The 24,528-nt window shown below is 65.4% G+C and carries 22 protein-coding genes; 17 read left to right on the top strand and 5 right to left on the bottom strand.

The window, feature by feature from the left end:
* Nucleotides 1-39: 39 nt before the first annotated feature.
* Nucleotides 40-165, bottom strand: coding sequence for a type B 50S ribosomal protein L36 (gene ykgO / locus AC1DKR_RS11045; RefSeq protein WP_005409283.1), 126 nt, complete (start codon nt 163-165; stop codon nt 40-42).
* A gap of 197 nt (nt 166-362) precedes the next feature.
* On the opposite strand from ykgO, the gene cmk reads away from it, so the two are divergent.
* The 8 genes from cmk to galU all read left to right on the top strand — a co-directional run bounded on the left by cmk (nt 363) and on the right by galU (nt 8,653).
* Nucleotides 363-1,040, top strand: a complete 678-nt coding sequence (cmk, locus tag AC1DKR_RS11040; RefSeq protein WP_032977572.1) for a (d)CMP kinase — start codon at nt 363-365, stop codon at nt 1,038-1,040.
* 201 nt (nt 1,041-1,241) lie between these two features.
* Complete coding sequence (rpsA, locus tag AC1DKR_RS11035; RefSeq protein WP_025875032.1) at nt 1,242-2,927, top strand: 30S ribosomal protein S1; 1,686 nt, start codon at nt 1,242-1,244, stop codon at nt 2,925-2,927.
* A gap of 89 nt (nt 2,928-3,016) precedes the next feature.
* Nucleotides 3,017-3,322: an integration host factor subunit beta gene (locus AC1DKR_RS11030; RefSeq protein ID WP_005409286.1), complete on the top strand. Its 306-nt coding sequence runs from the start codon at nt 3,017-3,019 to the stop codon at nt 3,320-3,322.
* Nucleotides 3,323-3,399: 77 nt separating this feature from the next.
* On the top strand, nt 3,400-3,684 hold the full coding sequence (locus AC1DKR_RS11025) for a lipopolysaccharide assembly protein LapA domain-containing protein (protein WP_478032854.1): 285 nt from the start codon (nt 3,400-3,402) through the stop codon (nt 3,682-3,684).
* A gap of 6 nt (nt 3,685-3,690) precedes the next feature.
* Nucleotides 3,691-4,869: a lipopolysaccharide assembly protein LapB gene (gene lapB, locus AC1DKR_RS11020; protein ID WP_032977571.1), complete on the top strand. Its 1,179-nt coding sequence runs from the start codon at nt 3,691-3,693 to the stop codon at nt 4,867-4,869.
* 2 nt (nt 4,870-4,871) lie between these two features.
* The gene (locus tag AC1DKR_RS11015; RefSeq protein ID WP_223497237.1) at nt 4,872-5,849 is read left to right on the top strand and encodes an MraY family glycosyltransferase; all 978 of its coding nucleotides are present in this window, start codon (nt 4,872-4,874) and stop codon (nt 5,847-5,849) included.
* 15 nt (nt 5,850-5,864) lie between these two features.
* The gene (locus AC1DKR_RS11010; protein ID WP_478032852.1) at nt 5,865-7,778 is read left to right on the top strand and encodes a polysaccharide biosynthesis protein; all 1,914 of its coding nucleotides are present in this window, start codon (nt 5,865-5,867) and stop codon (nt 7,776-7,778) included.
* Nucleotides 7,775-8,653, top strand: a complete 879-nt coding sequence (gene galU, locus AC1DKR_RS11005; protein ID WP_312108067.1) for a UTP--glucose-1-phosphate uridylyltransferase GalU — start codon at nt 7,775-7,777, stop codon at nt 8,651-8,653. Before AC1DKR_RS11010 ends, galU begins: the two co-directional genes overlap by 4 nt.
* Before the next feature lie 580 nt (nt 8,654-9,233).
* Here galU and AC1DKR_RS11000 read toward each other — a convergent pair.
* From AC1DKR_RS11000 to AC1DKR_RS10990, 3 genes are all read right to left on the bottom strand, one after another.
* Nucleotides 9,234-10,442, bottom strand: coding sequence for an acetyl-CoA C-acyltransferase (locus tag AC1DKR_RS11000; protein WP_025875015.1), 1,209 nt, complete (start codon nt 10,440-10,442; stop codon nt 9,234-9,236).
* A 100-nt stretch (nt 10,443-10,542) separates the two neighbouring features.
* Nucleotides 10,543-12,915, bottom strand: a complete 2,373-nt coding sequence (locus AC1DKR_RS10995) for a 3-hydroxyacyl-CoA dehydrogenase/enoyl-CoA hydratase family protein (RefSeq protein WP_478032849.1) — start codon at nt 12,913-12,915, stop codon at nt 10,543-10,545.
* Nucleotides 12,916-12,941: 26 nt separating this feature from the next.
* Nucleotides 12,942-13,607, bottom strand: coding sequence for a TetR/AcrR family transcriptional regulator (locus AC1DKR_RS10990; RefSeq protein ID WP_394198414.1), 666 nt, complete (start codon nt 13,605-13,607; stop codon nt 12,942-12,944).
* Nucleotides 13,608-13,921: 314 nt separating this feature from the next.
* On the opposite strand from AC1DKR_RS10990, the gene ndk reads away from it, so the two are divergent.
* The 7 genes from ndk to der all read left to right on the top strand — a co-directional run bounded on the left by ndk (nt 13,922) and on the right by der (nt 20,538).
* The gene (gene ndk, locus AC1DKR_RS10985; RefSeq protein ID WP_008265389.1) at nt 13,922-14,347 is read left to right on the top strand and encodes a nucleoside-diphosphate kinase; all 426 of its coding nucleotides are present in this window, start codon (nt 13,922-13,924) and stop codon (nt 14,345-14,347) included.
* A gap of 10 nt (nt 14,348-14,357) precedes the next feature.
* Nucleotides 14,358-15,563 (top strand): dual-specificity RNA methyltransferase RlmN, encoded by a 1,206-nt coding sequence (gene rlmN / locus AC1DKR_RS10980; protein ID WP_025875003.1) that lies wholly within the window; start codon nt 14,358-14,360, stop codon nt 15,561-15,563.
* Entirely contained in the window at nt 15,550-16,335 is a 786-nt protein-coding gene (pilW, locus tag AC1DKR_RS10975) for a type IV pilus biogenesis/stability protein PilW (RefSeq protein WP_428704208.1), read from the top strand. Before rlmN ends, pilW begins: the two co-directional genes overlap by 14 nt.
* Nucleotides 16,336-16,353: 18 nt before the next feature.
* Nucleotides 16,354-17,214, top strand: a complete 861-nt coding sequence (locus AC1DKR_RS10970) for a helix-turn-helix domain-containing protein (RefSeq protein ID WP_478032846.1) — start codon at nt 16,354-16,356, stop codon at nt 17,212-17,214.
* Nucleotides 17,215-17,278: 64 nt separating this feature from the next.
* On the top strand, nt 17,279-17,917 hold the full coding sequence (locus AC1DKR_RS10965; RefSeq protein WP_025874997.1) for a YfgM family protein: 639 nt from the start codon (nt 17,279-17,281) through the stop codon (nt 17,915-17,917).
* Nucleotides 17,917-19,125: an outer membrane protein assembly factor BamB gene (bamB, locus tag AC1DKR_RS10960; RefSeq protein ID WP_088100629.1), complete on the top strand. Its 1,209-nt coding sequence runs from the start codon at nt 17,917-17,919 to the stop codon at nt 19,123-19,125. Before AC1DKR_RS10965 ends, bamB begins: the two co-directional genes overlap by 1 nt.
* 15 nt (nt 19,126-19,140) lie before the next feature.
* Nucleotides 19,141-20,538, top strand: coding sequence for a ribosome biogenesis GTPase Der (gene der, locus AC1DKR_RS10955; protein WP_478032843.1), 1,398 nt, complete (start codon nt 19,141-19,143; stop codon nt 20,536-20,538).
* A 78-nt stretch (nt 20,539-20,616) separates the two neighbouring features.
* Here der and AC1DKR_RS10950 read toward each other — a convergent pair whose 3' ends face one another.
* A complete protein-coding gene (locus tag AC1DKR_RS10950; protein WP_478032841.1) occupies nt 20,617-21,138 on the bottom strand; it encodes a GNAT family N-acetyltransferase in 522 nt (173 codons plus the stop codon).
* A gap of 64 nt (nt 21,139-21,202) precedes the next feature.
* Between AC1DKR_RS10950 and moeB the strand changes: the two genes are divergently transcribed.
* On the top strand, nt 21,203-22,339 hold the full coding sequence (gene moeB / locus AC1DKR_RS10945; RefSeq protein ID WP_478032839.1) for a molybdopterin-synthase adenylyltransferase MoeB: 1,137 nt from the start codon (nt 21,203-21,205) through the stop codon (nt 22,337-22,339).
* Between the two features lie 217 nt (nt 22,340-22,556).
* Nucleotides 22,557-24,392 (top strand): monovalent cation:proton antiporter-2 (CPA2) family protein, encoded by a 1,836-nt coding sequence (locus tag AC1DKR_RS10940; RefSeq protein ID WP_478032838.1) that lies wholly within the window; start codon nt 22,557-22,559, stop codon nt 24,390-24,392.
* The last annotated feature ends 136 nt before the right edge of the window (nt 24,393-24,528 follow it).

Below are 24,528 nucleotides of genomic sequence, written 5' to 3'. Positions count from 1 at the left end.
CCCGCGTGGGGCCAGCCGCGGTCACAAGGACCGTTGGGCTTAGCGCTGACGCGCCTTGAAACGCGGGTTCGACTTGCAGATGACGAAGATCTTGCCACGACGACGCACGACCTTGCAGTCACGGTGACGGGCCTTCGCCGACTTCAGGGAGGACAGAACTTTCATGGCATACCTCGGCGTAAACAGTAGTTGTTCGGGTGGAGCGTGGCCGCGATATGCGAAAGACAATCGGCAGTGGACGCTCGTTCAAGCCCGCCATTCTACCGGGCTTTTCCCCATGGTTTCAAGTGGTTGCACAAAAGGCCCGTTGCGGGGTGTCTGGCAGGGGCTAGAATGCCCCCTTCACACGCGCAAGGACCCCCATGAATCCACTCGTTCCCGTCCTGACCATCGACGGCCCGTCAGGGGCCGGCAAGGGTACCATCAGCCGCATCGTGGCGCGCCGGTTAGGCTGGCACTACCTGGATTCGGGCGCTCTGTACCGCGCGGTCGGCGTAGCGGCCAGCTGGGCCGACATCGACACCTCCGATGCCTCCGCGCTGGTGCGCTGCACCTTTGATACGCATGTCCAGTTCGTCGAGCAGGGCGATGCCATGCGGGTCCTGGTCAATGGCACCGACGCCACCGACGAGCTGCGGCTGGAGACCACTGGGGCGCTGGCGTCGGCGATTGCCGCCATCCCCGAGGTCCGGGCCGCCCTGAAGGAGCGCCAGCGCGCATTCAGGATGGAGCCGGGACTGGTCGCCGACGGCCGCGACATGGGTACGGTGATCTTCCCGGACGCCCCCTACAAGGTCTTCCTGACCGCCAGTGCCGAGGAGCGCGCCGAGCGCCGGCATAAGCAGTTGAAAGACAAGGGGGTTTCTGTTAACTTTGAAGACCTCCTGCGCGAGATCATGGCCCGCGACGCCCGTGATGCTCAGCGTACCGTGGCGCCCCTGAAGCCGGCAGACGATGCTGTCCTCATCGACACCACAGGCATCGGCATCGAAGATGTCGTTGCCAGAGTGATGGATCTGCTTCCGGTTCCGGCTGCCTGATCCGTTCGCGCGGGAGCTCTGCCAGCAGCATCGGTGGAGGTCGCGCATCTGCAGTGCTGTAAAAGCTCCGTCGCGCAATGATGCGTGGCGGTTTTCCTACTTCCACACACGACCTGCATTTCCGGGGTCGACCAACAGGCGGGCGGTAGCCATTCCCTGAAGGGAAGCCAACCGACCCATGTGTCCAACAGAGTAAATCTAATGACCGAATCATTTGCCGAACTGTTTGAAGCCAGCCAGGCCAACCTGGCCAAGCTGAAGCCGGGCGCCATCGTCAGCGGTACCGTTGTTGAAGTCCGCGGCGACGTCGTGGTGATCAACGCCGGGCTGAAGTCGGAAGGCATCGTGCCGATCGAACAGTTCCGTAACGACGCTGGCGAAATCGATGTTGCCGAAGGCGACATCGTCAAGGTCGCCCTCGACTCGATCGAGAACGGCTTCGGTGAAACCGTCCTGTCGCGCGAGAAGGCCAAGCGCGCGATGGTGTGGGACGAGCTGGAAGAAGCGTTGGAAAAGAACGAAACCATCACCGGTCGCATCAGCGGCAAGGTCAAGGGTGGTTTCACCGTGGACATCAAGGATGTCCGCGCCTTCCTGCCGGGTTCCCTGGTCGATGTGCGCCCCGTGCGCGATCCGGCCTACCTGGAAGGCAAGGAGCTGGAATTCAAGCTCATCAAGCTTGACCGCAAGCGCAACAACGTCGTGGTCTCGCGCCGCGCTGTCGTCGAAAGCGAGCACTCGGAAGAGCGCGAGCAGCTGATGGACAAGCTGCAGGAAGGCGCGATCCTGAAGGGTGTCGTCAAGAACCTGACCGATTACGGCGCATTCGTGGACCTGGGCGGTATCGACGGCCTGCTGCACATCACCGACATGGCATGGAAGCGCGTGCGCCATCCGTCCGAAGTCGTGAACGTCGGCGACGAGCTGGACGTGCGCGTGCTGAAGTTCGACCGCGAGCGCAACCGCGTTTCGCTGGGCCTGAAGCAGCTGGGCGAAGATCCGTGGGATAACATCGCCCGTCGTTACCCGGCCAACAGCCGCGTGTTCGGCAAGGTCTCCAACGTCACCGATTACGGCGCATTCGTCGAAATCGAGCCGGGCGTCGAAGGTCTGGTGCACGTTTCCGAGATGGATTGGACCAACAAGAACGTCAACCCGTCCAAGGTTGTGCAGGTCGGTGACGAAGTTGAAGTCATGGTCCTGGACGTCGACGAGGAGCGTCGCCGCATCTCGCTGGGCATGAAGCAGGTTGCCGCCAATCCGTGGGAAACCTTCGCTGCCACCCACAAGAAGGGTGACAAGGTGTCGGGCCAGATCAAGTCGATCACCGACTTCGGCATCTTCATCGGCCTGGACGGCGGCATCGACGGCCTGGTTCACCTGTCCGACATCAGCTGGGCGACCACTGGCGAAGACATCGTTCGCAACTTCAAGAAGGGCGACAACCTGGACGCAGTCGTCCTGGCCGTCGATCCGGAGCGCGAGCGCATTTCGCTGGGCGTCAAGCAGCTGGAGCAGGATCCGTTCGGCCAGTACATGGCGACCAATCCGAAGGGCTCCAAGGTCGAAGGCGTGGTGAAGGAAGTCGACGCCAAGGGCGCGATCATCGAGCTGTCCGACGGCATCGAAGGCTATGTTGCAGCTCGCGACATCGCCAACGAGCGTGTCGACGACGCGACCCAGCACCTGAAGGTCGGCGACAAGGTTGAAGCCAAGTTCGTGGGCATGGATCGCAAGGGTCGTACCCTGCAGCTGTCGATCAAGGCCAAGGACGACGCGGAAATGCGCGAAGTGCTGGAGGAATACCAGTCCTCTTCGGCTTCCAGCGGCACCACCCAGCTGGGCGCGCTGCTGCGTGCACAGCTGAACGGCAACAAGTCCGAGTAATATCGGCCTTACGCTGTTCGTTGTTTCCTGGACGGCCCGGGCACTGCCCGGGCCGTTTCAGGCTGAGATGCCCCTGATGTGAGCCGGTAATGACCAAATCCGAACTGATCGAAATCCTTGCGCGCCGGCAGGCGCACCTGAAGGCCGATGATGTCGATCTGGCGGTCAAGTCATTGCTGGAAATGATGGGGGGCTCACTGTCGGCCGGCGATCGCATCGAGATCCGCGGCTTCGGCAGCTTTTCGCTGCACTACCGTCCGCCGCGCCTGGGTCGGAACCCGAAGACCGGCGAATCGGTTGCCCTGCCGGGCAAGCATGTCCCTCATTTCAAGCCAGGCAAGGAATTGCGCGAGCGGGTCAGCAGTGTGCTGCCGCTGGACGCAGATCCGGCCTGAGCCATCCGTCGCGCGACTTCGTGCGAATCCCACCACGAGTCGGATAAGCTACGGCCTCCTGCCAATGGAGCTGTCGCATGAAAGTTTTTCGTCTGCTGGTCCTGCTGGCGGTTCTGATCCTTGGTCTGATCATCGGTGCGGTCAACATGACGGCCATGTCGATCAACCTGCTGTTTACCCAATTGAACACGTCCGTCGGCGTGGCGCTGATTGCCGCCCTGCTGATCGGTGTCGTGGTCGGCGCTGGCCTGGTGCTTGTAAGCGTGGTCATTCCGCTCTACAGCCAGCTGCGCCGTGCCAACAAGTCGGCGGTTGCACCGTCGACGCCGGTGGCCCCCTCCCAATCTTTTGATGGACGTTGATCGAAGATGGAATTCGTTTCCGAGTGGTTCTGGTTCTTCCTCTGTCTTCCGTTGGCGGCTCTGGCCGGCTGGGTGATCGGACGCCGCGGTGGTCAACGCCACGGTGACAACCAGGTCAGCCACCTGTCCAGCACCTATTTCCGTGGCCTGAACTACCTGCTCAACGAGCAGCCGGACAAGGCCATCGAACTGTTCCTGCACATCGCCGAGCTGGACAAGGAAACCTTCGAGACCCAGGTCGCGTTGGGTCATCTGTTCCGTCGCCGTGGTGAAGTGGATCGCGCGATCCGTCTGCACCAGGGGCTGGTCAACCGCCAGGACCTGAGCGACGCGCAGCGCGTGCAGGCGCTGCTGGCACTGGGCGAGGACTATATGAAGTCCGGCCTGCTGGACCGTGCCGAAACCGTGTTCACCGAACTGGCGCAGCTGGATCAGCGCGCACCGCAGGCACTCAAGCACCTGATCGGCATCTACCAGGCCGAGCGCGACTGGGAAAAGGCGATCGACAACGCTACCCGCTTCGAAGATGTCACCGGCGAGCCGATGGGCAAGCTGATCGGACAGTTCGAATGCGAGCTCGCCGAGCGCTTCCGTGGTGCGGGCAAGCTGGAAGAGGCGAGGGCGGCCATCGCCCGCGCCTACCAGGCCGATGCCATGTCGGTCCGTGCCGGCATCATCGAGGGTCGCCTGGAAACCGATGCAGGCAATGCCGAGGCCGCCGTGCGCGCCTTCGAGCGTGCTGCCCGCAACGATCCGGAATACCTGCCGGAAGTGCTGCCGGCACTGATGGAGAATTACCGCAAGGTCGGCGACCTGGGCGGCGCGCGCGCCTTCCTGTCCGAGATGACCGAGCACTACCGCGGTATCGCCCCGGTACTGGCCCTGACCCGCCTGATGGAAGAGCAGGAAGGTGTCGCGCCTGCCCGTGCCTACCTCGGCCGCCAGCTGAAGGATCGCCCGTCGGTGCGTGGCGAATCGGCACTGATCGACCTCACCCTGGCCGAGGGCGCAGATTCCACTGCCACCCTGCACGACCTCAAGCACATCACCGACCAGTTGCTGGTGCGCAATCCTGCCTACCGCTGTACCCGCTGCGGATTTGGCGCGCGCACCCATCACTGGCAATGCCCGAGCTGCAAGGAGTGGGGTACGGTCAAGCCGCTGCTGAATTACGCGGTGCTCTGATCATGCCCTGGCTCGTGATGGCCGCGTTGCTGGGCGTGGCCCTGCTCAGCGCGGCGTTGACCTGGGCGGCGCGCGTGTATGCCCTGCGCAGGCAGTTGCTGGACCAGCCCGGCGAGCGCCGCAGCCACAGTGTCGCCACCCCGCGTGGTGGCGGCATCGCCATCGTGATCAGTCTGCTGGTTGCTGCGGCCGTGGCCGCTTGCGTCTGGCCGGGCGCTGCGCTCAGCCTCGCTGTCGCCGGTCTCGGCCTGTTGCTGGTCGCCGGCATCGGCTGGTGGGATGACCATCGACCGCTGCCAGCCATGCGCCGGTTGCTGGTGCATTTCCTCGCCGCCGCCCTGCTGGCGGGGCTGGTCAAGATGCACGGCGGCGGCTGGTTGTTGAGCCTGTTGGTGCTGTTCTTCACCGCCTCGCTGATCAACATCTGGAACTTCATGGATGGGATCAACGGGATCGCCAGCAGTCAGGCGGTCATCGTTGCGCTGGGCTTCGCGACGGTGCTGCCCTGGCCCTATTCGCTGGTGGCCATCGTGCTTGGCCTGGCCTGCCTGGGTTTTCTGCCATTCAATTTCCCGCAGGCGCGGATCTTCATGGGTGATGTCGGCAGTGGCGCGCTGGGTTATGCCGTGGCGGTGGTGCTGGCCGTCGCTGCAGTGCACACCGACATCAACTGGATCCTGCTGCTGCTGCCGTTGTCCGCCTTCCTTGTGGACGCGGGCTTCACGCTGTTGGCGCGCATGCTTTCCGGGCAACGCTGGATGGAACCCCACACCCAGCATGTCTACCAGCGCGCGGTCCAGGCAGGAGCCAGCCACGCTCTGGTGACAGGGATGTACTTTGTTTTGGGCCTGTTCAGTATTACAGTGTTCAATATCTGCACCAATTTGCAGCCGAGGTGGGAGGCTGTCGTAGCGGTCGCGTGGTTTGTCGCGCTGACCCTGCTGTGGCTACTCCTGCGCAATGGATTGCGCCACCGATAAGGAATTACTCGATCTATGTCTTCACCCTGGCGGGACAGAATCCTCGGCCTGATGCCGCGTACGGCCATCGTCTGCCACGACTTGTTCATGGTATGGGCCTGTTGGCAGCTGTTGCATGCGGGTCGCTACTCGATCCTCGCCGACGCTCCCGCATTGCCGCTGTGGAACGTGGATACCACGCTGGTGCTGGCGCTGCAGGGCCTGGTGTTCTGGCGTATCGGCCTCTATCGCGGCCTGTGGCGTTTTGCCAGCGTCAGCGACCTGCTGAACATCTTCAAGGCCAGCTTCATCGGCCTGATCGCCATTGTTCTGGTGCTGGCCTGGAAGCGCTTCAACGGCGTGCCGATGTCGGTGCTGGTGATCTATCCGTTCGCGCTGTCGGCACTGCTGGGCGCGCCGCGCCTGTTGTACCGCGCGTGGAAGGACTACCAGTCGCTGCAGTCCGATTCGACCGCGCGCCGGGTGCTGATTCTCGGCGCCGGCCAGGCTGCTGAAACCCTGGTGCGCGACCTGCGCCGATCCGGCAATTTCGAGCCGGTCGGCCTGCTTGATGATGCACCGCACCTGCGTGGCGCCAAGCTGCAGAGCCTGCCGATCCTGGGCACGCTGGACGACGCACCGGCGGTGGCCCGCGAGACCGCGGCCAAGCTGCTGGTGATTGCCATGCCCTCGCTGGATGCCGTCGGCATGCAGCGCGTGGTGGCCATCTGCGAGAGCACTGGCATTCCGTTCCGGACCGTGCCCAAGCTCAGCGACATCCTGCAGGGACAGTCGCTGCCGGGCCAGTTGAAGGAAGTGGCGATCGAAGATCTGCTCGGGCGCAAGCCGATCATGCCGGACTGGAACCTCATCCGCGGCTGGTTGGGCGGGCGCACGGTGATGGTGACCGGCGCCGGTGGCTCGATCGGATCCGAGTTGTGCCGCCAGTGTGCGCGCCACGGTGCGGGTCGTATCGTGCTGCTGGAGATCAGCGAACTGCTGCTGTTGACCATCGAAGGCGAGCTGCGCCGCAGCTTCCCCGATGTCGAGATCGAAGCCGTGCTCGGTGACTGTGGCGATCCCGCAGTGATCCGCCATGCGTTGTCGCTGCACCCGGTGGACACCGCTTTCCATGCGGCTGCCTACAAGCATGTGCCGGTGCTGGAGCGTCAGCTGCGCGAAGCCGTGCGCAACAACATCCTGGCCACCGAGAACGTGGCCCGCGCCTGTCTGGAAGCGCGCGTCGAGCACTTTGTGTTCATTTCGACCGACAAGGCGGTGGACCCGGTCAATGCGCTGGGCGCCAGCAAGCGCTATGCGGAGATGATCTGCCAGAGCCTGGACCAGAAGTCCACACACACCCGTTTCGTGACCGTGCGCTTCGGCAACGTGCTGGCGTCGGCCGGCAGCGTGGTGCCGTTGTTCCGCGAGCAGATCCTCAAGGGCGGGCCGGTCACGGTGACCGATCCGGAGGTCAGCCGCTATTTCATGACGATTCCCGAGGCGTGCCAGCTGATCCTGCAGGCGGCCGCGTCGGCGTCGCACGGCGCGATCTACACCTTGGACATGGGCGAGCCTGTGCCGATCCGGGTGCTGGCCGAACAGATGATCCGCCTGGCGGGCAAGCAGCCCTACAAGGAAATTCCGATCATCTATACCGGCCTGCGCCAGGGCGAGAAGCTGCACGAGACGCTGTTCTATTCCGACGAGGACTACCGGCCGACCGCGCACCCGAAGATCCTCGAGGCCGGCGTCCGTTCGTTCTCGCGGGACATCGTGCTGGGCAACGTGCCGAAGCTGCGCGAGGCCATTGCCCGGTACGACATCGATACGATCCAGGAAATCCTGTTTGCGACCATGCCGGAATTCTCGCCAATCGAACAGGATGCTTACATTTCATCCGCTAAGGTTGTGCCCTTTCCGGCACGTGAGGCCAACAGGCACCAATGAGCAAGCGCATTCGCAAGGCGGTATTCCCGGTAGCGGGTCTGGGCACGCGTTTTCTTCCGGCGACCAAGACGGTGCCGAAGGAGATGCTGCCGATCATCGATCGGCCGCTGATCCAGTACGCCGTGGATGAGGCGATCGAAGCAGGCTGTGACACCCTGGTGTTCATCACCAACCGTTACAAGCACGCCGTCGCCGACTATTTCGACAAGGCCTACGAACTGGAGCAGAAGCTCGAGCGCGCGGGCAAGCACGAACAGCTCGAATTGATCCGCCATGTGCTGCCGGAAGGCGTGCGCGCGATCTTCGTCACCCAGGCCGAGGCTCTGGGCCTGGGCCATGCGGTGCTGTGCGCCAAGGCGGTCATCGGTGACGAGCCGTTCGCCGTGCTGTTGCCAGATGATCTGATCTGGAACCGCGGCGCGGGTGCACTGAAGCAGATGGCCGACCTCAACGAAGCCAGCGGCGCCAGCGTGATCGCCGTGGAAGACGTGCCACACGACCAGACGGCCAGCTACGGCATCGTTGCTACCGAGGCGTTCGATGGCCGCAAGGGGCGTATCTCGCAGATCGTGGAGAAGCCCAAGCCGGAAGACGCGCCGAGTGATCTGGCTGTGGTGGGGCGCTACGTGTTGAGCCCGAAGATCTTCGAGCTGCTTGAGCAGACCCGGACCGGTGCCGGTGGCGAGATCCAGCTGACCGATGCGATCGCCGAACTGCTGAAGACCGACGAGGTCGATGCCTATCGTTTCGAGGGCACCCGTTTCGACTGCGGCACCCATCTGGGGCTGGTCGAGGCGACGATCCGCTTTGCGCTGGACAACCCGAAGCTGGCCGGGCCGGCGCGGGAGAAGCTGGCGGCGATGCTGGCGGAGTAAGGGTTTTTCGAGCGCTCCGGCAGCGCCTTCCTGCATAGCTGGGGGAGGCGCAGGCAGGCCGCTGCAGGACACGCCGTAAACCCATCCTTGGGGGCTCGATGGCGCCATCCATGGCGCCAACGGTCCTGCAGCGGCCTGCCCACGCCTCTCGACAGTTTCCTGCGGGCGCGGACGGGCAGGGCGGAATCAAAGGCAGAAGCAAGAGCAAAAAGGCAGCCATTGGCTGCCTTTTTTCGTGGGTTGGGGTCGGATCCCTTTGCGCAGCAAAGGGCTCTGACCCCAAGGCCGAAAGCATCCACGCATGGCGTGGATCTACTACCTTTGCTCACCCCTCCGCCGCGCGGAATGTTGGGTGGCGCGGGTGGGTGAGGCTGGCCGGGACTGTCAGCGGCATGGGCCCGAGGTGCACCTCGGGCGGGTTGGGCAGGACGCCCAACCCCGGTCTTGCCGTGTGCGCAGGACAGCGCACACGAGCAAGCCGCTGCCAAGCCCCCAGGGACGGGTTTACGGCGTGTCCCGGGCAGCCTCACCCGCCCGGGCCTTCCGCAAACCGACAGGTCCGCCGGCAACGCCTTGAACCTTACAGCGCCTCGAAAATGCCCGCCGCACCCATGCCGGTGCCGATGCACATCGTCACCATGCCGTACTTCTGCTGGCGACGGCGCAGGCCGTGCAGCAGGGTCGCGGTACGGATCGCGCCGGTCGCACCCAGCGGATGGCCCAGCGCAATCGCGCCGCCCAGCGGGTTGACCTTGCTCGGGTCCAGGCCGCAGTCACGGATCACGGCCAGCGACTGCGCGGCGAAGGCTTCGTTGAGCTCGATCCAGTCCAGCTGGTCCTGGGTCAGGCCGGCCTGCTTCAGTGCCTTCGGAATCGCGGCGATCGGGCCGATGCCCATCACTTCCGGGCGCACGCCGGCCACCGAGAAGCTGACGAAACGGGCAAGCGGGGTCAGGCCGTAATCCTTGATCGCCTGTTCCGACGCCAGCAATACCGCACCGGCACCATCGCTCATCTGCGAGGAGTTGCCGGCAGTGACGGTGCCGCCGAACTGGCCGTTGCGGAACACCGGGCGCAGCTTGGCCAGGCCTTCAGCGGAGGAATCCGGACGCGGGCCTTCGTCGGTGTCGGCCACCTTGTTGCGGGTGATGATGCGCTTGCCGTCGGCGAGGTCGGGCTGGTGCGAGACGATCTCGTACGGGCTGATCTCATCCTTGAAGTCGCCATTCTGGATGGCGGCCATGGCCTTCTGGTGCGAGGCCAGGGCGAACGCGTCCTGTTCTTCGCGTGAGACCTTCCACTCTTCAGCGACCTTCTCGGCGGTGATGCCCATGCCGTAGGCGATGGCGACGTGGTCGTTGTCGAACACGCTCGGGGCCATCGCGATCTTGTTGCCCATCATCGGCACCATCGACATCGATTCGGTGCCGCCGGCCAGCATCAGGTCGGCGTTGCCAAGGCGGATCGCGTCGGCCGCCTGCGCCACGGCCTGCAGGCCGGAGGAGCAGAAGCGGTTCACGGTCTGCGCGGCGATGGTGTTCGGCAGGCCGGCCAGCAGCACGCCGATGCGGGCCACGTTCATGCCCTGCTCGGCTTCGGGCATCGCGCAGCCGATGATCGCGTCATCGATGCGGTTGACGTCCACGCCCGGCGCCTGCGCCACGACGCTGCGCAGCACGTGGGCGAGCATGTCGTCGGGGCGGGTGTTGCGGAACATGCCCTTGGGCGCCTTGCCAACCGGGGTACGGGTGGCGGCGACGATGTAGGCGTCCTGGATTTGCTTGGTCATTGCAGTGATCTCTCGAAGTTTTGTACCGGTGTGCCCACCAAGGTGGGCACCTACCAGAAGCAGGGGGTGGTGCCGACCTGGGGCCGGCACCCGCCATCAATCAGTTGCGCAGCGGCTTGCCGGTCTTGAGCATGTGCGCGATGCGGGCCTGGGTCTTTTCCTGCTGGGCCAGTTCGACGAAGTGCTTGCGCTCCAGGGTCAGCAGCCACTCTTCGTCGACCAGGGTGCCGCGGTCGACCTTGCCGCCGCACAGCACGGTGGCGATGCGCTCGGCGATCTCGTAGTCGTACGGGCTGATGAAGCGGCCTTCCAGCATGTTGACCAGCATCATCTTGAAGGTCGCGATGCCGACGTCACCGGCCACCTGGATGCGGCGTGCCGGCAGCGGCGGACGGTAGCCCGCTTCGGCCAGGGCGCGTGCTTCGGCCTTGGCGATGTACAGGGCCTCGTAGCTGTTGAACACCACCTTGTCGGTGCTGCGCAGCAGGCCCAGTTCCTGGGCGTTGACCGCCGAGTTGGACACCTTGGCCATCGCCACGGTCTCGAAGGTCTTCTTCAGTTCGGCGAACACGTCACCGCCCGGGCCAGCGGCCTGCGAGGCACGCACGGCCAGCTCCTTCAGGCCGCCGCCTGCCGGCAGCAGGCCGACGCCGGCTTCGACCAGACCAATGTAGCTTTCCAGGAAGGCCACGGTCTTGGCGCTGTGCATCTGGAACTCGCAGCCGCCACCCAGGGCCAGGCCACGCACCGCAGCCACCACCGGCACCAGCGAGTACTTGATGCGCTGGCTGGTGCGCTGGAAGTTGTGCACCATCGCTTCGAACTGGTCGACCTTGCCGGCCTGCAGCAGGCCGAGCGCGCCGGCCAGATCGGCACCGGCGGAGAAGGGCTCCTTCTGCTGCCAGATCACCAGGCCCTGGAAGTCCTTCTCGGCGCGGGTGACGCATTCCTGCAGGCCATCCAGCACGTGGTCGGACACGGTGTTCATCTTGGTCTTGAAGCTGACCACGGCGATGCCATCGCCGTCGTGCCACATGCGCAGGCCGTCGTTCTCGAACACGGTCTCGCCCGGCGCGAACTTCTCACCCAGCAGCGGATCGGGGAAGCGCTGGCGCTGGTACACCGGCAGCGACGAACGCGGCAGCTTGGCGTTGCGCGACGGGCTGTAGCTGCCCTCGGCGGCATGCACGCCGTCACGGCCGTCAAATACCCAATCCGGCAGCGGGGCGTTGCTCATGCTCTTGCCGGCCACGATGTCATCGGCAATCCACTGCGCGACCTGCTTCCAGCCGGCAGCCTGCCAGGTTTCGAACGGGCCCAGCGACCAGCCGTAGCCCCAGCGGATGGCCAGATCGACGTCGCGCGCGGTCTCGGCGATGTCGGCCAGGTGGTAGGCGCTGTAGTGGAACAGGTCGCGGAAGGTCGCCCACAGGAACTGCGCCTGCGGGTGCTGGCTCTCGCGCAGCTTGGCGAACTTCTCGGCCGGGTTCTTGACCTTCAGGATCTCGACCACTTCCGGTGCGGCGGCGCGGTCGGCCGGACGGTAGTCCTGCTTTTCCAGGTCCAGCACCACGATGTCCTTGCCGACCTTGCGGAAGATGCCGGCGCCGGTTTTCTGGCCCAGTGCGCCCTTGGCGATCAGCGCGTCCAGCCACTTCGGCGACTTGAAGAATTCATGCCACGGGTCGTTGGGCAGGGTATCGCCCATGGTCTTGATGACGTGGGCCATGGTGTCCAGGCCGACCACGTCGGAGGTGCGGTAGGTCGCCGACTTCGGGCGGCCGACCAGCGGGCCGGTCAGGCCGTCCACTTCGTCGAAGCCCAGGCCGAATTCCTGGGTGTGGTGGATGGTGGACAGGATCGAGAACACGCCGATGCGGTTGCCGATGAAGTTCGGGGTGTCCTTGGCGTACACGACGCCCTTGCCCAGGGTGGTGACCAGGAACGCTTCCAGGCCTTCCAGCACGCTGGCGTCGGTGGTGGTGGCCGGGATCAGCTCGGCCAGGTGCATGTAGCGCGGCGGGTTGAAGAAATGCACGCCGCAGAAGCGGTGGCGCAGCTGTTCGGGCAGCACGTCGGCCAGCTTGTTGATGCCCAGGCCCGAGGTGTTGGAGGCCAGCACGGCGTGGTCGGCCACGAACGGGGCGATCTTCTTGTACAGGTCCTGCTTCCAGTCCATGCGCTCGGCGATGGCCTCGATGATCAGGTCGCAGTCCTTCAGCTGTTCCAGGCCGGTCTCGTAGTTGGCCGGGGTGATGGCTTCGGCCAGCGACTTGCTGGCCAGCGGCGCCGGGCTCAGCTTGCCGAGGTTGGCGATCGACTTCAGCACGATGCCATCGGCCGGACCTTCCTTGGCAGGCAGGTCGAACAGCACGGTGTCGACGCCGGCATTGGTGAGGTGGGCGGCGATCTGGGCACCCATGACGCCGGCACCCAGCACGGCGGCGCGGCGGACTAGCAGGGAATTGGACATGGTGTAGGGCCTTTGTTGGTCAGCAGTTACTGGGTGGAATCAATGGAAGCGGGCGGTGCGCTGTCGCGTGCGGCGGCGCGGAACCCGGCTTCGGCGAAATGGATCAGCTCATGGGCGGCATGGGCACGATGCGCCGCTTCGGTGACACCGGCGGGTCGCTTGATCAGCCCGAAGTCGGCCATGGCGTAGGTGAGCGAACCGGCGAGGAAGTCCAGGCGCCAGTAAAGCTCTTCCTTGCTCAGGCCCGGCACGCACTCGGCGATGGCCTTGCCGAACGCGCGCAGCACGTGGCCGTAGTGGTCGGACAGGAACTTGCGCAGGTTGTCGTTCTTTTCGGCGTAGGCCCGGGCGATCACGCGGACGAAGGCGCCGCCGTTCTGGCGGTCCTGGGCCAGTGCCAGGGCCGGCTCGACGAAGGCGGCGAGCACCGGCCGCAGTTGCCCGGGGTGTTCGTTGCGGGCACGCTCAAGCTGGGCCAGGCGGGCGCCGGTCATCTCGTCCATGCGGCGGCGGAACACCTCGTTGACCAGGTTTTCCTTGGAGCCGAAGTGGTAGTTGACCGCAGCGATGTTGACGTCGGCCTGGCTGGTGACCTGGCGCAGCGAGGTGCCGGCGAAGCCGTGCTGGGCGAACAGCTCCTCGGCGGCGCCGAGGATCCGGTCCTTGGTCGAGAAGTGGGCGGGCTTGGCCATCGGGCGGGCGGACCTTAATCAAACGATTGTTTGATACTAGAACCAGACGGTACCGTATGGCATTTTGCAGTGCAGCAAAAATGCCTTGGCTGGTCAGAATCCGCTCAGGTGGGTGAATGGGGGTAGTGCCGGCCGCTGGCCGGCAGCCCCGAGGTTGAATGGCGGCCAATGCCGGCCAGTGGCCGGCACTACCACCCTGCCGCGTTATCTTTTACAATCCGCGCACGTTTATCAGGCTAAGCCCGCGTTTCGACGCGGCTTTTTTTTTGTTACCCTTCGGGCCATCAGCGGCCCGATTCCATTGGAGACATCCCATGGCGCTGGAGCGCACCCTTTCGATCATCAAGCCGGACGCCGTTGCCAAGAACGTCATCGGCGAAATCTACGCCCGCTTCGAAAAGGCCGGCCTGAAGGTCGTGGCCGCCAAGTACAAGCAGCTGTCGCGTCGTGAAGCCGAAGGCTTCTACGCCGTGCACCGCGAGCGTCCGTTCTTCAACGCACTGGTCGAGTTCATGATCTCCGGCCCGGTGATGATCCAGGCCCTGGAAGGCGAGAACGCCGTCCTGGCCCACCGCGACCTGCTGGGCGCCACCAACCCGAAGGAAGCCGCTGCGGGCACCATCCGCGCCGACTTCGCCGAATCCATCGATGCCAATGCCGCCCACGGCTCGGACTCGGTCGAGAATGCCGCGATTGAAATCGCGTACTTCTTCGCCGCCACCGAAGTCGTCTCGCGCTGAGAGTAATGCCGTGAACGAGGTCGTACAGAAAATCGCCATCCAGCCGCTGCCGAAGTCGGCACCCACGGCTGGCAAGCAGAACCTGCTCGACCTCGATCGCGCGGGCCTGGAGAAGTTTTTCGTCGAGGTTCTCGGCGAGAAGAAGTTCCGCGCCCATCAGGTGATGAAGTGGATCCACCATCGCTACGTCACCGAGTTCGATGAGATGACCGACCTCGGCAAGGTCCTGCGCGCCAAGCTGCAGGAGCATGCCGAGGTCCTCGTCCCGAACATCATCTTCGACAAGCCCTCCGCCGACGGCACCCACAAGTGGCTGCTGGCGATGGGCGTGGATGGCAAGAACGCCATCGAGACCGTGTACATCCCCGACAAGACCCGCGGCACGCTGTGCGTGTCCTCGCAGGTCGGTTGTGGCCTGAACTGCACGTTCTGCTCCACCGCCACCCAGGGCTTCAACCGCAACCTGACCACCGCCGAGATCATCGGCCAGGTGTGGATCGCGGCGCGCCACCTGGGCAACGTGCCGCACCAGATGCGCCGCCTCACCAACGTGGTGATGATGGGCATGGGCGAGCCGCTGATGAATTTCGACAACGTCGTGCGCGCCATGAGCGTGATGCGCGACGATCTGGGCTACGGCCTGGCCAACAAGCGCGTGACCCTGTCGACCTCCGGCCTGGTGCCGCAGATCGACCGCCTGTCCACCGAAAGCGACGTGTCGCTGGCGGTGTCGCTGCATGCGCCGAACGACGAGCTGCGCGAGACCCTCGTGCCGCTCAACAAGAAGTATCCGATCGCCGAGCTGATGGCTTCGTGCGCACGTTACCTGCGCGCCAACAAGCGCCGCGAATCGGTCACCTTCGAATACACCCTGATGAAGGGCATCAACGACAAGCCCGAGCATGCCCGCGAGCTGGCCCGCCTGATGCGCCAGTTCGACAACGCGGTGCAGGCCAAGGATTCGGGCAAGGTCAACCTGATCCCGTTCAACCCGTTCCCGGGCACCCGCTACGAGCGTTCCGAAGAGGCGCATATCCGCGCTTTCCAGAAGATCCTGCTCGACAGCAACGTGCTGACGATGGTGCGCCGTACCCGTGGCGACGATATCGACGCCGCCTGCGGACAGCTCAAGGGCCAGGTGATGGATCGCACCCGCCGCCAGGCTGAGTTCAACAAGACACTGCAGGCAGGGAAGGGGAGCGATGCCGCGGCCTGATCGCTTCTGGCTGGCACTGCTTGCAGGCGTGCTGGCCCTCTCGGTCACCGCTTGCAAGTCGCAACCCAAAGCCAAGCTGGGCCCCAGCCAGGCGACGGTCTATTCGGTCCGCGACCCCGAAGGTGTTCGCCGGCAGGTCCGCGCCGCGGATCTGCTTGCCCTGGCTGTCCGCGACATGCAGAGCGGCAACCTGGATGCTGCCGAGCGCAAGACGCGCGACGCGATCAAGCTGACCCCTGCTGACCCCGATGCCCTGGTGCTGCTGGCCGGCATCGATGATCAGCGTGGCCGCACCCGGCAGGCCGGGGAAGGCTTCCGCATGGCCGCCGAGCTGGCGCCGCAGCGGGGTGACGTACTCAATAATTATGGTGCTTGGCTGTGCCAGAACGGGCAGGCCGCCGAGTCGTTGGCCTGGTTCGACCGTGCGCTGCAGGCGCCCAACTACACCACGCCGGCCGAGGCGCAGGCCAACGGCGGCAGCTGTGCGTTGGACGCTGGCCAGCTTGAACGTGCCGAACGCAACCTGCGTGCCGCCCTGTCCCAGGTGCCTGGCAACCCGGTCGCGCTGGAGGCAATGGCCCAGCTGAGCTTCCGCCGCGGTCAGTTCATGGAGGCCCGCGCCTTCGCCGAACGTAGGATTGCGGCTGCACCGGCCACGCGTTCCGTGTTACAACTTGCGTCTCAAATCGAGGCGCGGCTGGGTGATCAGGCGGCATCTGATCGCTATCTTCAGCGGATTCGACAGGAATTTCCGCAGGACGCGGGCTCCTAACTCCAGGGTTGATGCATTGTGATTGATGACCAGACTGTGAGCGATCTCGAGACTGTGGCCGGCTGCGGCACCCGCCTGCGCCAGGCCCGCGAGGCCGCCGGACTGACCCTCGAAGACGTCGGCCAGCGCCTGCGCATGCCGGTTCAAGTGGTGAAGTCGCTCGAGCAGGAGCAGTGGCAGAAGCTCGGTGCGCCGGTGTTCGTGCGCGGCCAGCTGCGCAGCTATGCCCGCCTGCTCGGTGTCGACGTCAGCGAACTGCTGGAACAGGCCCAGGTTGGCCCGGTGGTTCCGCCGACCCTGGTCAGTCACACCCATACCCCGCGTGCGCGCCGCATTGCCGAGAATCTCGGCCGCCGTGCGCTGTATGTCGGTATTACCGCCGTGCTGGCCGTCCCGGTCTGGTTCGCCACCCGTGGCCACTTCGATGGCGTCGCGCCCTCGCCGAACACCGCCTCGCTGGACGTGATCCCGGCCGCCGTACCGGTAACCCCGGCTGGTCCCGGGTCCGCCGCCGCGGCGCCCGCCGAAGTGGCGGCCGCACCTGTCGTCAAGCCGACTGCTACCCCCTACGTTGCCTCGCTGGCCCCGGTGCCGCGCGCTGCGCCGGCCGCTGCCGCCAATCTGGACATGCAGTTCAGTGGCGACAGCTGGGTCGATATCGCCGGTCCGGATGGCGGCAGCGTCGAGAAGGCGTTGATCAAGGCGGGCGAGACCCGCAGCTTCACCCCCGGCCAGGTGGCCCGGGTCACCTTGGGCAACGCCTCGGCGGTCCAGGTTCAGCAGAATGGCGCTATCGTCGATCTGACGCCCTATCAGCGAGCCAACGTGGCACGCTTTCAGGTATCCTCTGAAGGCTCCGTTGTCCCGGTTTCACACTGAGGCGCGGTTTCACCACCTTCGATAATCCCAATAGTCCCTCCCGATGGGCGGGGCGAGAGTACGCATGGCGATCGACGACCTGCTCGACGAGCACGAACAAAGTGAACGCGTCCGCAGCTGGCTGCGGAAGAATGGTGCCAGCATCCTCGGTGGCGTAGTCATCGCCATCGGTGCCATTGCCGGCTGGCAGTGGTACCAGAAGGATCAGGGCGGCAAGCTGGCCTCGGCCAATGTCGAGTACCAGAAGGCCCTGGTGGGCCTGCAGCAGAACAAGCTCGACGACGCTGCGAAGGCGGTCAAGGCGCTGGAGGCTGGCCCGTCCAGCATCTACGGCGACCTGGCTGCGCTGCAGCTGGCCAAGGCCCAGGTCGATGCCGGCAAGAATGAAGAGGCGCTGGCCACCCTGCGCGCGGTGAAGGTCGAAGGCGACCTGCAGCGCGTGGTCGACCAGCGCGTGGCACGCCTGCTGGTGGCTACCGGCAAGGGCGATGAAGCGATCAAGCTGCTGGGCAGCGCCACCGACAGCAGCAGCCTGGAAATCCATGGCGATGCGCTGATGGCGCAGGGCAAGCGTGACGCGGCCCGCGAACAGTATGAGAAGGCGCTGAAGACGCTGGACGTGGCAGCGCCGCAGCGGCGACTGCTGGAAACCAAGGTTATGGACGCCGGCGGCACCGTCGCCGCCCCTGCGGAGTCGGTTTGATGAGTCAGAAGGTCATGATCACGCGCGTCGCCACCGTACTCCTGCTCGGTATGGCGCTGTCCGGTTGCAGCACCATGAAGGGCTGGTTCGCGGGCAAGGACGCAGCAGCGAAGAAGGCACAGGAGCCGGCGGAACTGGTCAAGTTCGAGCCGACCCTGAAGGTCAACAAGGCCTGGTCGGTCAACCTGGGCAAGGGCGAGCGCCGCATCGGCGTACGCCAGGGCCCGGCAGTGGCCAATGGCCACGTGTTCGCCGCGGCGATCACCGGTGGCGTGCACGCCATCGACCTGCAGACCGGCAAGAAGGTCTGGACCTGGGAGCCGAAGAAGGAAAAGAAGAAGGCCAAGCTGCGGCTGTCCGGTGGTCCGGGCGTCGGCGAGAACCTGGTGGTTATCGGTACCCTCGATGGCCAGGTGATCGCGCTGGACATCAACGATGGCAGCGAGAAGTGGCGCGCACGCGTGCCGAACGAAGTCATCGCCGCACCAGCCATTGCCCAGGGCATGGTCTTCGTGCGCAGCAATGATGGTCGCGTCACCGCGTTCGATGCCGGCAACGGCACCCAGAAGTGGTTCAACCCGAGCGAGCTGCCGGCGCTGACCGTGCGTGGCAACGCGGCGGTGGTGGCCGGTCCGGGCGTGCTGTTCATCGGCAAGGACGAGGGCAGCGTTGCTGCGCTGGCCATGCAGGACGGCCGCACGCTGTGGGACCAGAACGTGGGTACCGGCGAAGGCCGTACCGAGCTGGACCGCATGGCCGACGTCGATGGCGCCCCGGTGCTCGACGGCAATACGCTGTTCGTGAGCAGCTTCAAGAACCAGACCATGGCCATCGAAGGCCCGACCGGTCGCCCGATGTGGGCGCGTGACCACGGCGGTGCCGGCGGTGTGGCGGTGTCTTCGGGCAATGTTTTCGTTACCGACAACAAGGGCGGCGTGTTCGGCCTGGACAAGGCCAGCGGCGCGGCGATGTGGTCGCAGACCGCACTGGCCCGGCGCTCGCTGACCGGTCCGGCGCTGCACGGCGACTACGTGGTGGTCGGTGACTACAAGGGATACCTGCATTGGCTGCAGGCCTCCGATGGCGCGATGGCGGCGCGGGCGAAAAGCGGCGGTGATGCGCTTCTGGCCCAGCCAATCGTCGTCGATGGAGTGCTGCTGGTGCAGAACGTTGATGGCAAGCTGACCGCATTCCGGTTGGCAAATTAATACGGAGTAATCGCGATGCTGCCTTTGGTCGCCCTGGTTGGACGGCCGAATGTCGGCAAGTCGACCATATTCAATGCACTGACCCGTACACGTGACGCCCTGGTCCATGACCAGCCCGGCGTCACCCGGGACCGCAACTATGGCGTCTGCCGGCTTGACGAGGACAACCATTTCCTCGTCGTCGATACCGGCGGCATCGCAGAGGAAGAAGAAGGCCTGGCTGGTGCTACCACGCGCCAGGCCCGCGCTGCCGCTGGCGAAGCTGACCTGATCCTGTTCGTCGTCGATGCCCGCGAGGGTACCTCGGCGATGGACGATGAGATCCTGGCCTGGCTGCGCAAGCTGTCGCGCCCGACGCTGCTGCTGATCAACAAGATCGACGGCACCGACGAGGACACCGTGCGTTCGGAGTTCGCCCGCTACGGCTTCAGCGAGATGCTGACCGTGTCGGCTGCCCATCGCCAGGGCCTGGACGACCTGCTGGACGAGGTCATCCAGCGCCTGCCGGAAGAGGGCAGCGGCGAAGAGCTGGACAACGATCCGAATCGCGTGCGCATCGCCTTCGTCGGCCGCCCCAACGTGGGCAAGTCGACCCTGGTCAACCGCATCCTCGGCGAAGAGCGCATGATCGCCTCGGACGTGCCGGGCACCACCCGCGATTCGATCTCGGTGGACCTGGAGCGTGACGGCCGCGAGTACCGCCTGATCGACACCGCCGGCCTGCGTCGCCGTTCGCGCGTGGACGAGGTCGTCGAGAAGTTCTCGGTGGTCAAGACCATGCAGTCGATCGAGCAGTGCCAGGTGGCCGTGCTGATGCTCGATGCTACCGAAGGCGTGACCGACCAGGACGCCACCGTGCTCGGCGCCGTGCTGGATGCCGGCCGCGCGCTGGTGATCGCGATCAACAAGTGGGACGGCCTGACCGACTACCAGCGTGAGCAGGCCGAAACGATGCTGTCGCTGCGCTTGGGCTTCGTGCCGTGGGCCGAATCGGTGCGCATCTCGGCCAAGCATGGCTCGGGCCTGCGTGAGCTGTTCCGTGCGGTGCACCGCGCGCACGAATCGGCGAACAAGACCTTCACCACCAGCGAAGTGAACAAGGCGCTGGAAGTGGCCTACGAGACCAACCCGCCGCCGACCATCCGCGGCCACGACTCCAAGCTGCGTTACGTGCACCCGGCCGGCGCCAACCCGCCGACCTTCATCGTGCACGGCACCCGCCTGAAGGAACTGCAGGAGTCGTACAAGCGCTACCTGGAGAACTTCTTCCGCAAGCGCTTCAAGCTGATCGGTACGCCGGTGCAGTTCATCTTCCGCGAGGGTGCCAACCCGTACGAAGGCAAGAAGAACGTGCTGACCGAACGGCAGGTCAAGGCCAAGCGGCGCTTGATGAAGCACGTCAAGGGCAAGTGATCCACGAGAAGGCGGCCGCAGGGCCGCCTTTTTCGTTGTGGCGATCCTGTCGGTAGTGCCGGCCGCTGGCCGGCAACCTCAGCCAGGCAGCCCCGGCACCGGAATCCGATAGACCACCGACGCAAACTTCGCGTTCTGCTCGGTGCCGACCACCTGGCCGCCCAGTGCTTCGGCAATCCGCCGGCTGGCCACGTTGTCCACCGCCACCGGGTAGCGATAGCTGACCGCAGCGAGCCGTTCCGCGCACCAGTGGACGACGGCACGCACGGCCTCGCGGCCGTAGCCCTGTCCCTGCTCGCGCTCGCTTATCCAGATGCCAAGCTCGGGTTCGCCCTCGGTAGCGCGGTGCACGGCGGCGATGCCCACAAAGCGTCCGTCCTGCAGATGTCGGATCACGAACGTGTATTCCGAGCCTTGCTCGATCAGGCGCAGCCATTGCTGGCCGATCTTTTCGAATGCCGCAAAAGAGTCCGGCGTGTCGAATGCCATGAAGCGGGTCAGCGTTGGCGTGATGCCGGCGAAGACCTCGGGGCCGTCGGCGCATGAGAACGGCCGGAGCAGCAGGTGCTCGGTCTGTACGGGATTGATCGATGGTTTCACCGGCCAGAGGGTCCTGCGCGCCGTCGGCTCCGTCAACATGGGCCCCGGCTCTACAATGGACGCCATGAGCATTCCAGAGCTTTCCCCCGAGCGGGCGCGCGCGCGCGTGGCCCATGGTGCGGTGCTGATCGACGTGCGCGAGGCGCATGAGCGGGCCGGCGGCATGGCCGAGGGCGCGCGTGGCGTGGCCAAGGATGAACTTCTGGCCGACCCCGCCGCGCACCTGCCTGTGCCGGAACAGGAAATCCTGCTGATCTGCCATAGCGGCAAGCGCTCTGCCGATGCAGCGCAGGCGCTGCTGGATGCGGGCTATACCAACGTCGCCTCCGTTGCCGGCGGGACGGTGGCCTGGCGCGAGCAGGCGCTGCCGCTGGTGCAGCCACTGAGCAGCGCCGCCGACCGCGATTTCTATGACCGCTATTCGCGCCACCTGCTGCTGCCGCAGGTGGGCGAGGCTGGCCAGCGCCGCCTGCAGCAGTCACGGGTGCTGGTGCTGGGCGCGGGCGGCCTGGGCGCGCCGGCCGGGTTCTACCTGGCGGCCGCCGGGGTAGGGCACCTGCGTTTTGCCGACCACGACCGTGTCGAGCGCAGCAACCTGCACCGGCAGATCGTGCATACCGAGGCCAGCGTCGGCCAGCTGAAGGTCGATTCGGCACGTGAGCGGCTGCTGGCGTTGAACCCGTCCATCGAGGTCGAGGCCGTGCCCGAGCGGGTCACCTCGGAGAACGTGGACCGCCTGCTGCAGGACGTCGACGTGGTGCTGGACGGTTCGGACAACTTCCCGTTGCGCTACCTGCTCAACGACGCCTGCATCAAGCACGCCACGCCGATGGTCTACGCCGCCATCGAGCGTTTCGATGGCCAGGTGAGCGTGTTCGATGCCGGCCGCCAGCGTGGCGTGGCGCCGTGCTACCGCTGCCTGTTCCCGGAGCCGCCGCCGCCGGAGTTCGCGCCCAACTGTTCCGAGGCCGGCGTGCTGGGCGTGCTGCCCGGCCTGGCGGGTGTGCTGCAGGCCACCGAGGGGCTGAAGCTGCTGCTGGGCATCGGCGAACCGTTGGTGGGGCGCCTGCTGCGCTTTGACGCGCTGGGCATGCGCTTCCGCGAGACCGGCATCGGGCCGGACCCGCAGTGCCCGGTGTGCGCGCCGGGTGTGCCGTTCCCGGGGTATATCGATTACGCCGCGTTCTGCCGGGGCGGGTGAACCGGTCGGCGCGTCATCCACGCATGGCGTGGATCTACTAATGCGTTGGTAGATCCACGCCATGCGTGGATGGATGCGTCCGGTTTCGGGATGATATTGGGGGTCATCCCTGGCATCGTTCCATCTCCAAGACAATAAAACGCAACACACGTGCTATTGCCGTCATCGGTGTTGCTCTATCGTTGAGGCCGATTTCGATTTCCGGGGAACCCACCGCATGGCGGTAGAAGCAGCGACCAGCGAGCTGGTCAAGGTCGTCGCCCTGTTGGGCGCAGCGGTGGTGATGGTGCCGCTGTTCCGTCGGCTCGGCCTGGGCTCGGTGCTGGGCTACTTCGCCGCCGGCCTGGCGATCGGCCCGTTCGGGCTGGGCTGGTTCTCCGACCCGCAGGCGATCCTGCATACCGCCGAACTCGGCGTGGTCATGTTCCTGTTCGTCATCGGCCTGGAAATGCGGCCCTCGCACCTGTGGAGCCTGCGCAAGGAAATCTTCGGGCTGGGCACGCTGCAGATCGTCACCTGCGCGCTGGTGCTGACCAGCATCGCCAAGCTGTTCGGGCTGCCGTGGCAGATCGCTTTCATCGGCGCCACCGGTTTCGTGCTCACCTCCACCGCAGTGGTGATGCAGCTGCTGGCCGAGCGCGGCGATATCGCGCTGCCATCGGGGCAGAAGATCGTCTCGATCCTGCTGTTCGAAGATCTGCTGATCGTGCCGTTGCTGGCGCTGGTCGCGTGGATGGCGCCGGCGGCCGGCAGTGCCGATGGCGAGGGCTCGCGCTGGATGTCGGTGGCGATCGGCGTGGGCGCCATCGTCGGCCTGGTGCTGGTCGGCCGCTTCCTGCTTAATCCGCTGTTCCGCGTGCTGGCCGAATCGAAAGCGCGCGAAGTGATGACCGCCGCCGCACTGCTGGTGGTGCTGGGCGCGGCGCTGCTGATGCAGCTGTCCGGGTTGTCGATGGCGATGGGCGCGTTCCTGGCCGGTGTGCTGCTGAGCGAATCGACCTTCCGCCACCAGATCGAAGCAGACATCGAACCGTTCCGCGGCATCCTGCTGGGCCTGTTCTTCCTCAGCGTGGGCATGGCGCTGGACCTGGGCGTGGTGGCCGGCAACTGGCCGATGATCCTCGGCCTGGTGGTCGCGCTGATGGCGGCCAAGGCGCTGTGCATCTATGTTGTGGCGCGCTTGATGGGCAGTGACCATGCGCAGGCACTGGACCGTGGCGTGCTGATGGCGCAGGGCGGCGAGTTCGCCTTCGTGCTGTTCTCGGCCGCAGCCAGTGCCGGGGTGATCAGCCTGGACATCAATGCCAACTTCACTGCCGTGGTGGTGCTGTCGATGGCGCTGACGCCGCTGGTGGTGCTGGTCTACAAGCGCGTGGCGCCGACGCCGACCGTCAGCCTGGAAGGCGTGGATACCGCCGATGGCCTGTCCGGCAGCGTGCTGCTGATCGGCTTCGGCCGCTTCGGCCAGGTGGCCAGTCAGTCGCTGCTGGCCCGCGACGTGGACGTGACCATCATCGACAACGATGTGGAGATGATCCACAACGCCGAGCGTTTCGGTTTCAAGATCTATTACGGCGACGGCACCCGGCTGGACGTGCTGCATGCCTCCGGCGCGGGCAGTGCGCGGGCGATTGCGGTGTGCGTGAACAATGCCGAGGACGCCGACCGCATCGTCGAACTTGTCGCGCATCAGTTCCCGCAGGCCAAGCTGCTGGTGCGCTCGTTCGACCGCGAACATTCGCTGCAGTTGATCCATGCTGGCGTGGACTTCCAGATCCGCGAAACGTTCGAGTCGGCACTGCTGTTCGGGCAGGCGGCACTGGTGGAGCTGGGCGCGGACGAAGATGACGCGCGCGAGATTGCCGAGCAGATCCGCGAGCGCGATGCCGAGCGCTTCGAACTGGAAATGGCCGGTGGCAGCCTGAGGGCCGGCGCGCACATGGTGTTCGGCAGCGCGCTGCCGGGTGTGCCGACGCCGACGCCGTTTACCGCGCCCAAGCGCAAGGCACGCACGCTCAATGCGGATGAAGTGCCGGAAGAAGAAGAGGAATGATCTGAAGCATGGTAGTGCCGGCCGCTGGCCGGCAACTGCACGGTGCGTCCTGCGCTCATGAGGTTGCCGGCCAGCGGCCGGCACTACCGAAGCGGCGGCGGCCCGCATTCCCGGTGGGCGAGGGGGCGTGAATCGG

The sequence above is a fragment of the Stenotrophomonas sp. 01N47 genome (assembly GCF_056399165.1).
The sequence above is the reverse complement of the archived record's forward strand: the minus strand, read 5'-3'. Positions and strand labels throughout refer to the sequence as shown.

Excerpts from the sequence above, each read along its gene's own strand:
- der (WP_478032843.1), top strand. The coding sequence starts at position 19,141 with ATGCTGCCTTTGGTCGCCCTGGTTGGACGGCCGAATGTCGGCAAGTCG.
- bamB (WP_088100629.1), top strand. The coding sequence starts at position 17,917 with ATGAGTCAGAAGGTCATGATCACGCGCGTCGCCACCGTACTCCTGCTC.
- galU (WP_312108067.1), top strand. The coding sequence starts at position 7,775 with ATGAGCAAGCGCATTCGCAAGGCGGTATTCCCGGTAGCGGGTCTGGGC.
- AC1DKR_RS10995 (WP_478032849.1), bottom strand. The coding sequence starts at position 12,915 with ATGTCCAATTCCCTGCTAGTCCGCCGCGCCGCCGTGCTGGGTGCCGGC.
- lapB (WP_032977571.1), top strand. The coding sequence starts at position 3,691 with ATGGAATTCGTTTCCGAGTGGTTCTGGTTCTTCCTCTGTCTTCCGTTG.
- rpsA (WP_025875032.1), top strand. The coding sequence starts at position 1,242 with ATGACCGAATCATTTGCCGAACTGTTTGAAGCCAGCCAGGCCAACCTG.
- AC1DKR_RS11015 (WP_223497237.1), top strand. The coding sequence starts at position 4,872 with ATGCCCTGGCTCGTGATGGCCGCGTTGCTGGGCGTGGCCCTGCTCAGC.
- AC1DKR_RS10990 (WP_394198414.1), bottom strand. The coding sequence starts at position 13,607 with ATGGCCAAGCCCGCCCACTTCTCGACCAAGGACCGGATCCTCGGCGCC.
- AC1DKR_RS11010 (WP_478032852.1), top strand. The coding sequence starts at position 5,865 with ATGTCTTCACCCTGGCGGGACAGAATCCTCGGCCTGATGCCGCGTACG.
- ndk (WP_008265389.1), top strand. The coding sequence starts at position 13,922 with ATGGCGCTGGAGCGCACCCTTTCGATCATCAAGCCGGACGCCGTTGCC.
- cmk (WP_032977572.1), top strand. The coding sequence starts at position 363 with ATGAATCCACTCGTTCCCGTCCTGACCATCGACGGCCCGTCAGGGGCC.
- pilW (WP_428704208.1), top strand. The coding sequence starts at position 15,550 with ATGCCGCGGCCTGATCGCTTCTGGCTGGCACTGCTTGCAGGCGTGCTG.
- AC1DKR_RS10940 (WP_478032838.1), top strand. The coding sequence starts at position 22,557 with ATGGCGGTAGAAGCAGCGACCAGCGAGCTGGTCAAGGTCGTCGCCCTG.
- AC1DKR_RS10965 (WP_025874997.1), top strand. The coding sequence starts at position 17,279 with ATGGCGATCGACGACCTGCTCGACGAGCACGAACAAAGTGAACGCGTC.
- AC1DKR_RS11000 (WP_025875015.1), bottom strand. The coding sequence starts at position 10,442 with ATGACCAAGCAAATCCAGGACGCCTACATCGTCGCCGCCACCCGTACC.
- AC1DKR_RS11030 (WP_005409286.1), top strand. The coding sequence starts at position 3,017 with ATGACCAAATCCGAACTGATCGAAATCCTTGCGCGCCGGCAGGCGCAC.
- AC1DKR_RS11025 (WP_478032854.1), top strand. The coding sequence starts at position 3,400 with ATGAAAGTTTTTCGTCTGCTGGTCCTGCTGGCGGTTCTGATCCTTGGT.
- ykgO (WP_005409283.1), bottom strand. The coding sequence starts at position 165 with ATGAAAGTTCTGTCCTCCCTGAAGTCGGCGAAGGCCCGTCACCGTGAC.
- moeB (WP_478032839.1), top strand. The coding sequence starts at position 21,203 with ATGAGCATTCCAGAGCTTTCCCCCGAGCGGGCGCGCGCGCGCGTGGCC.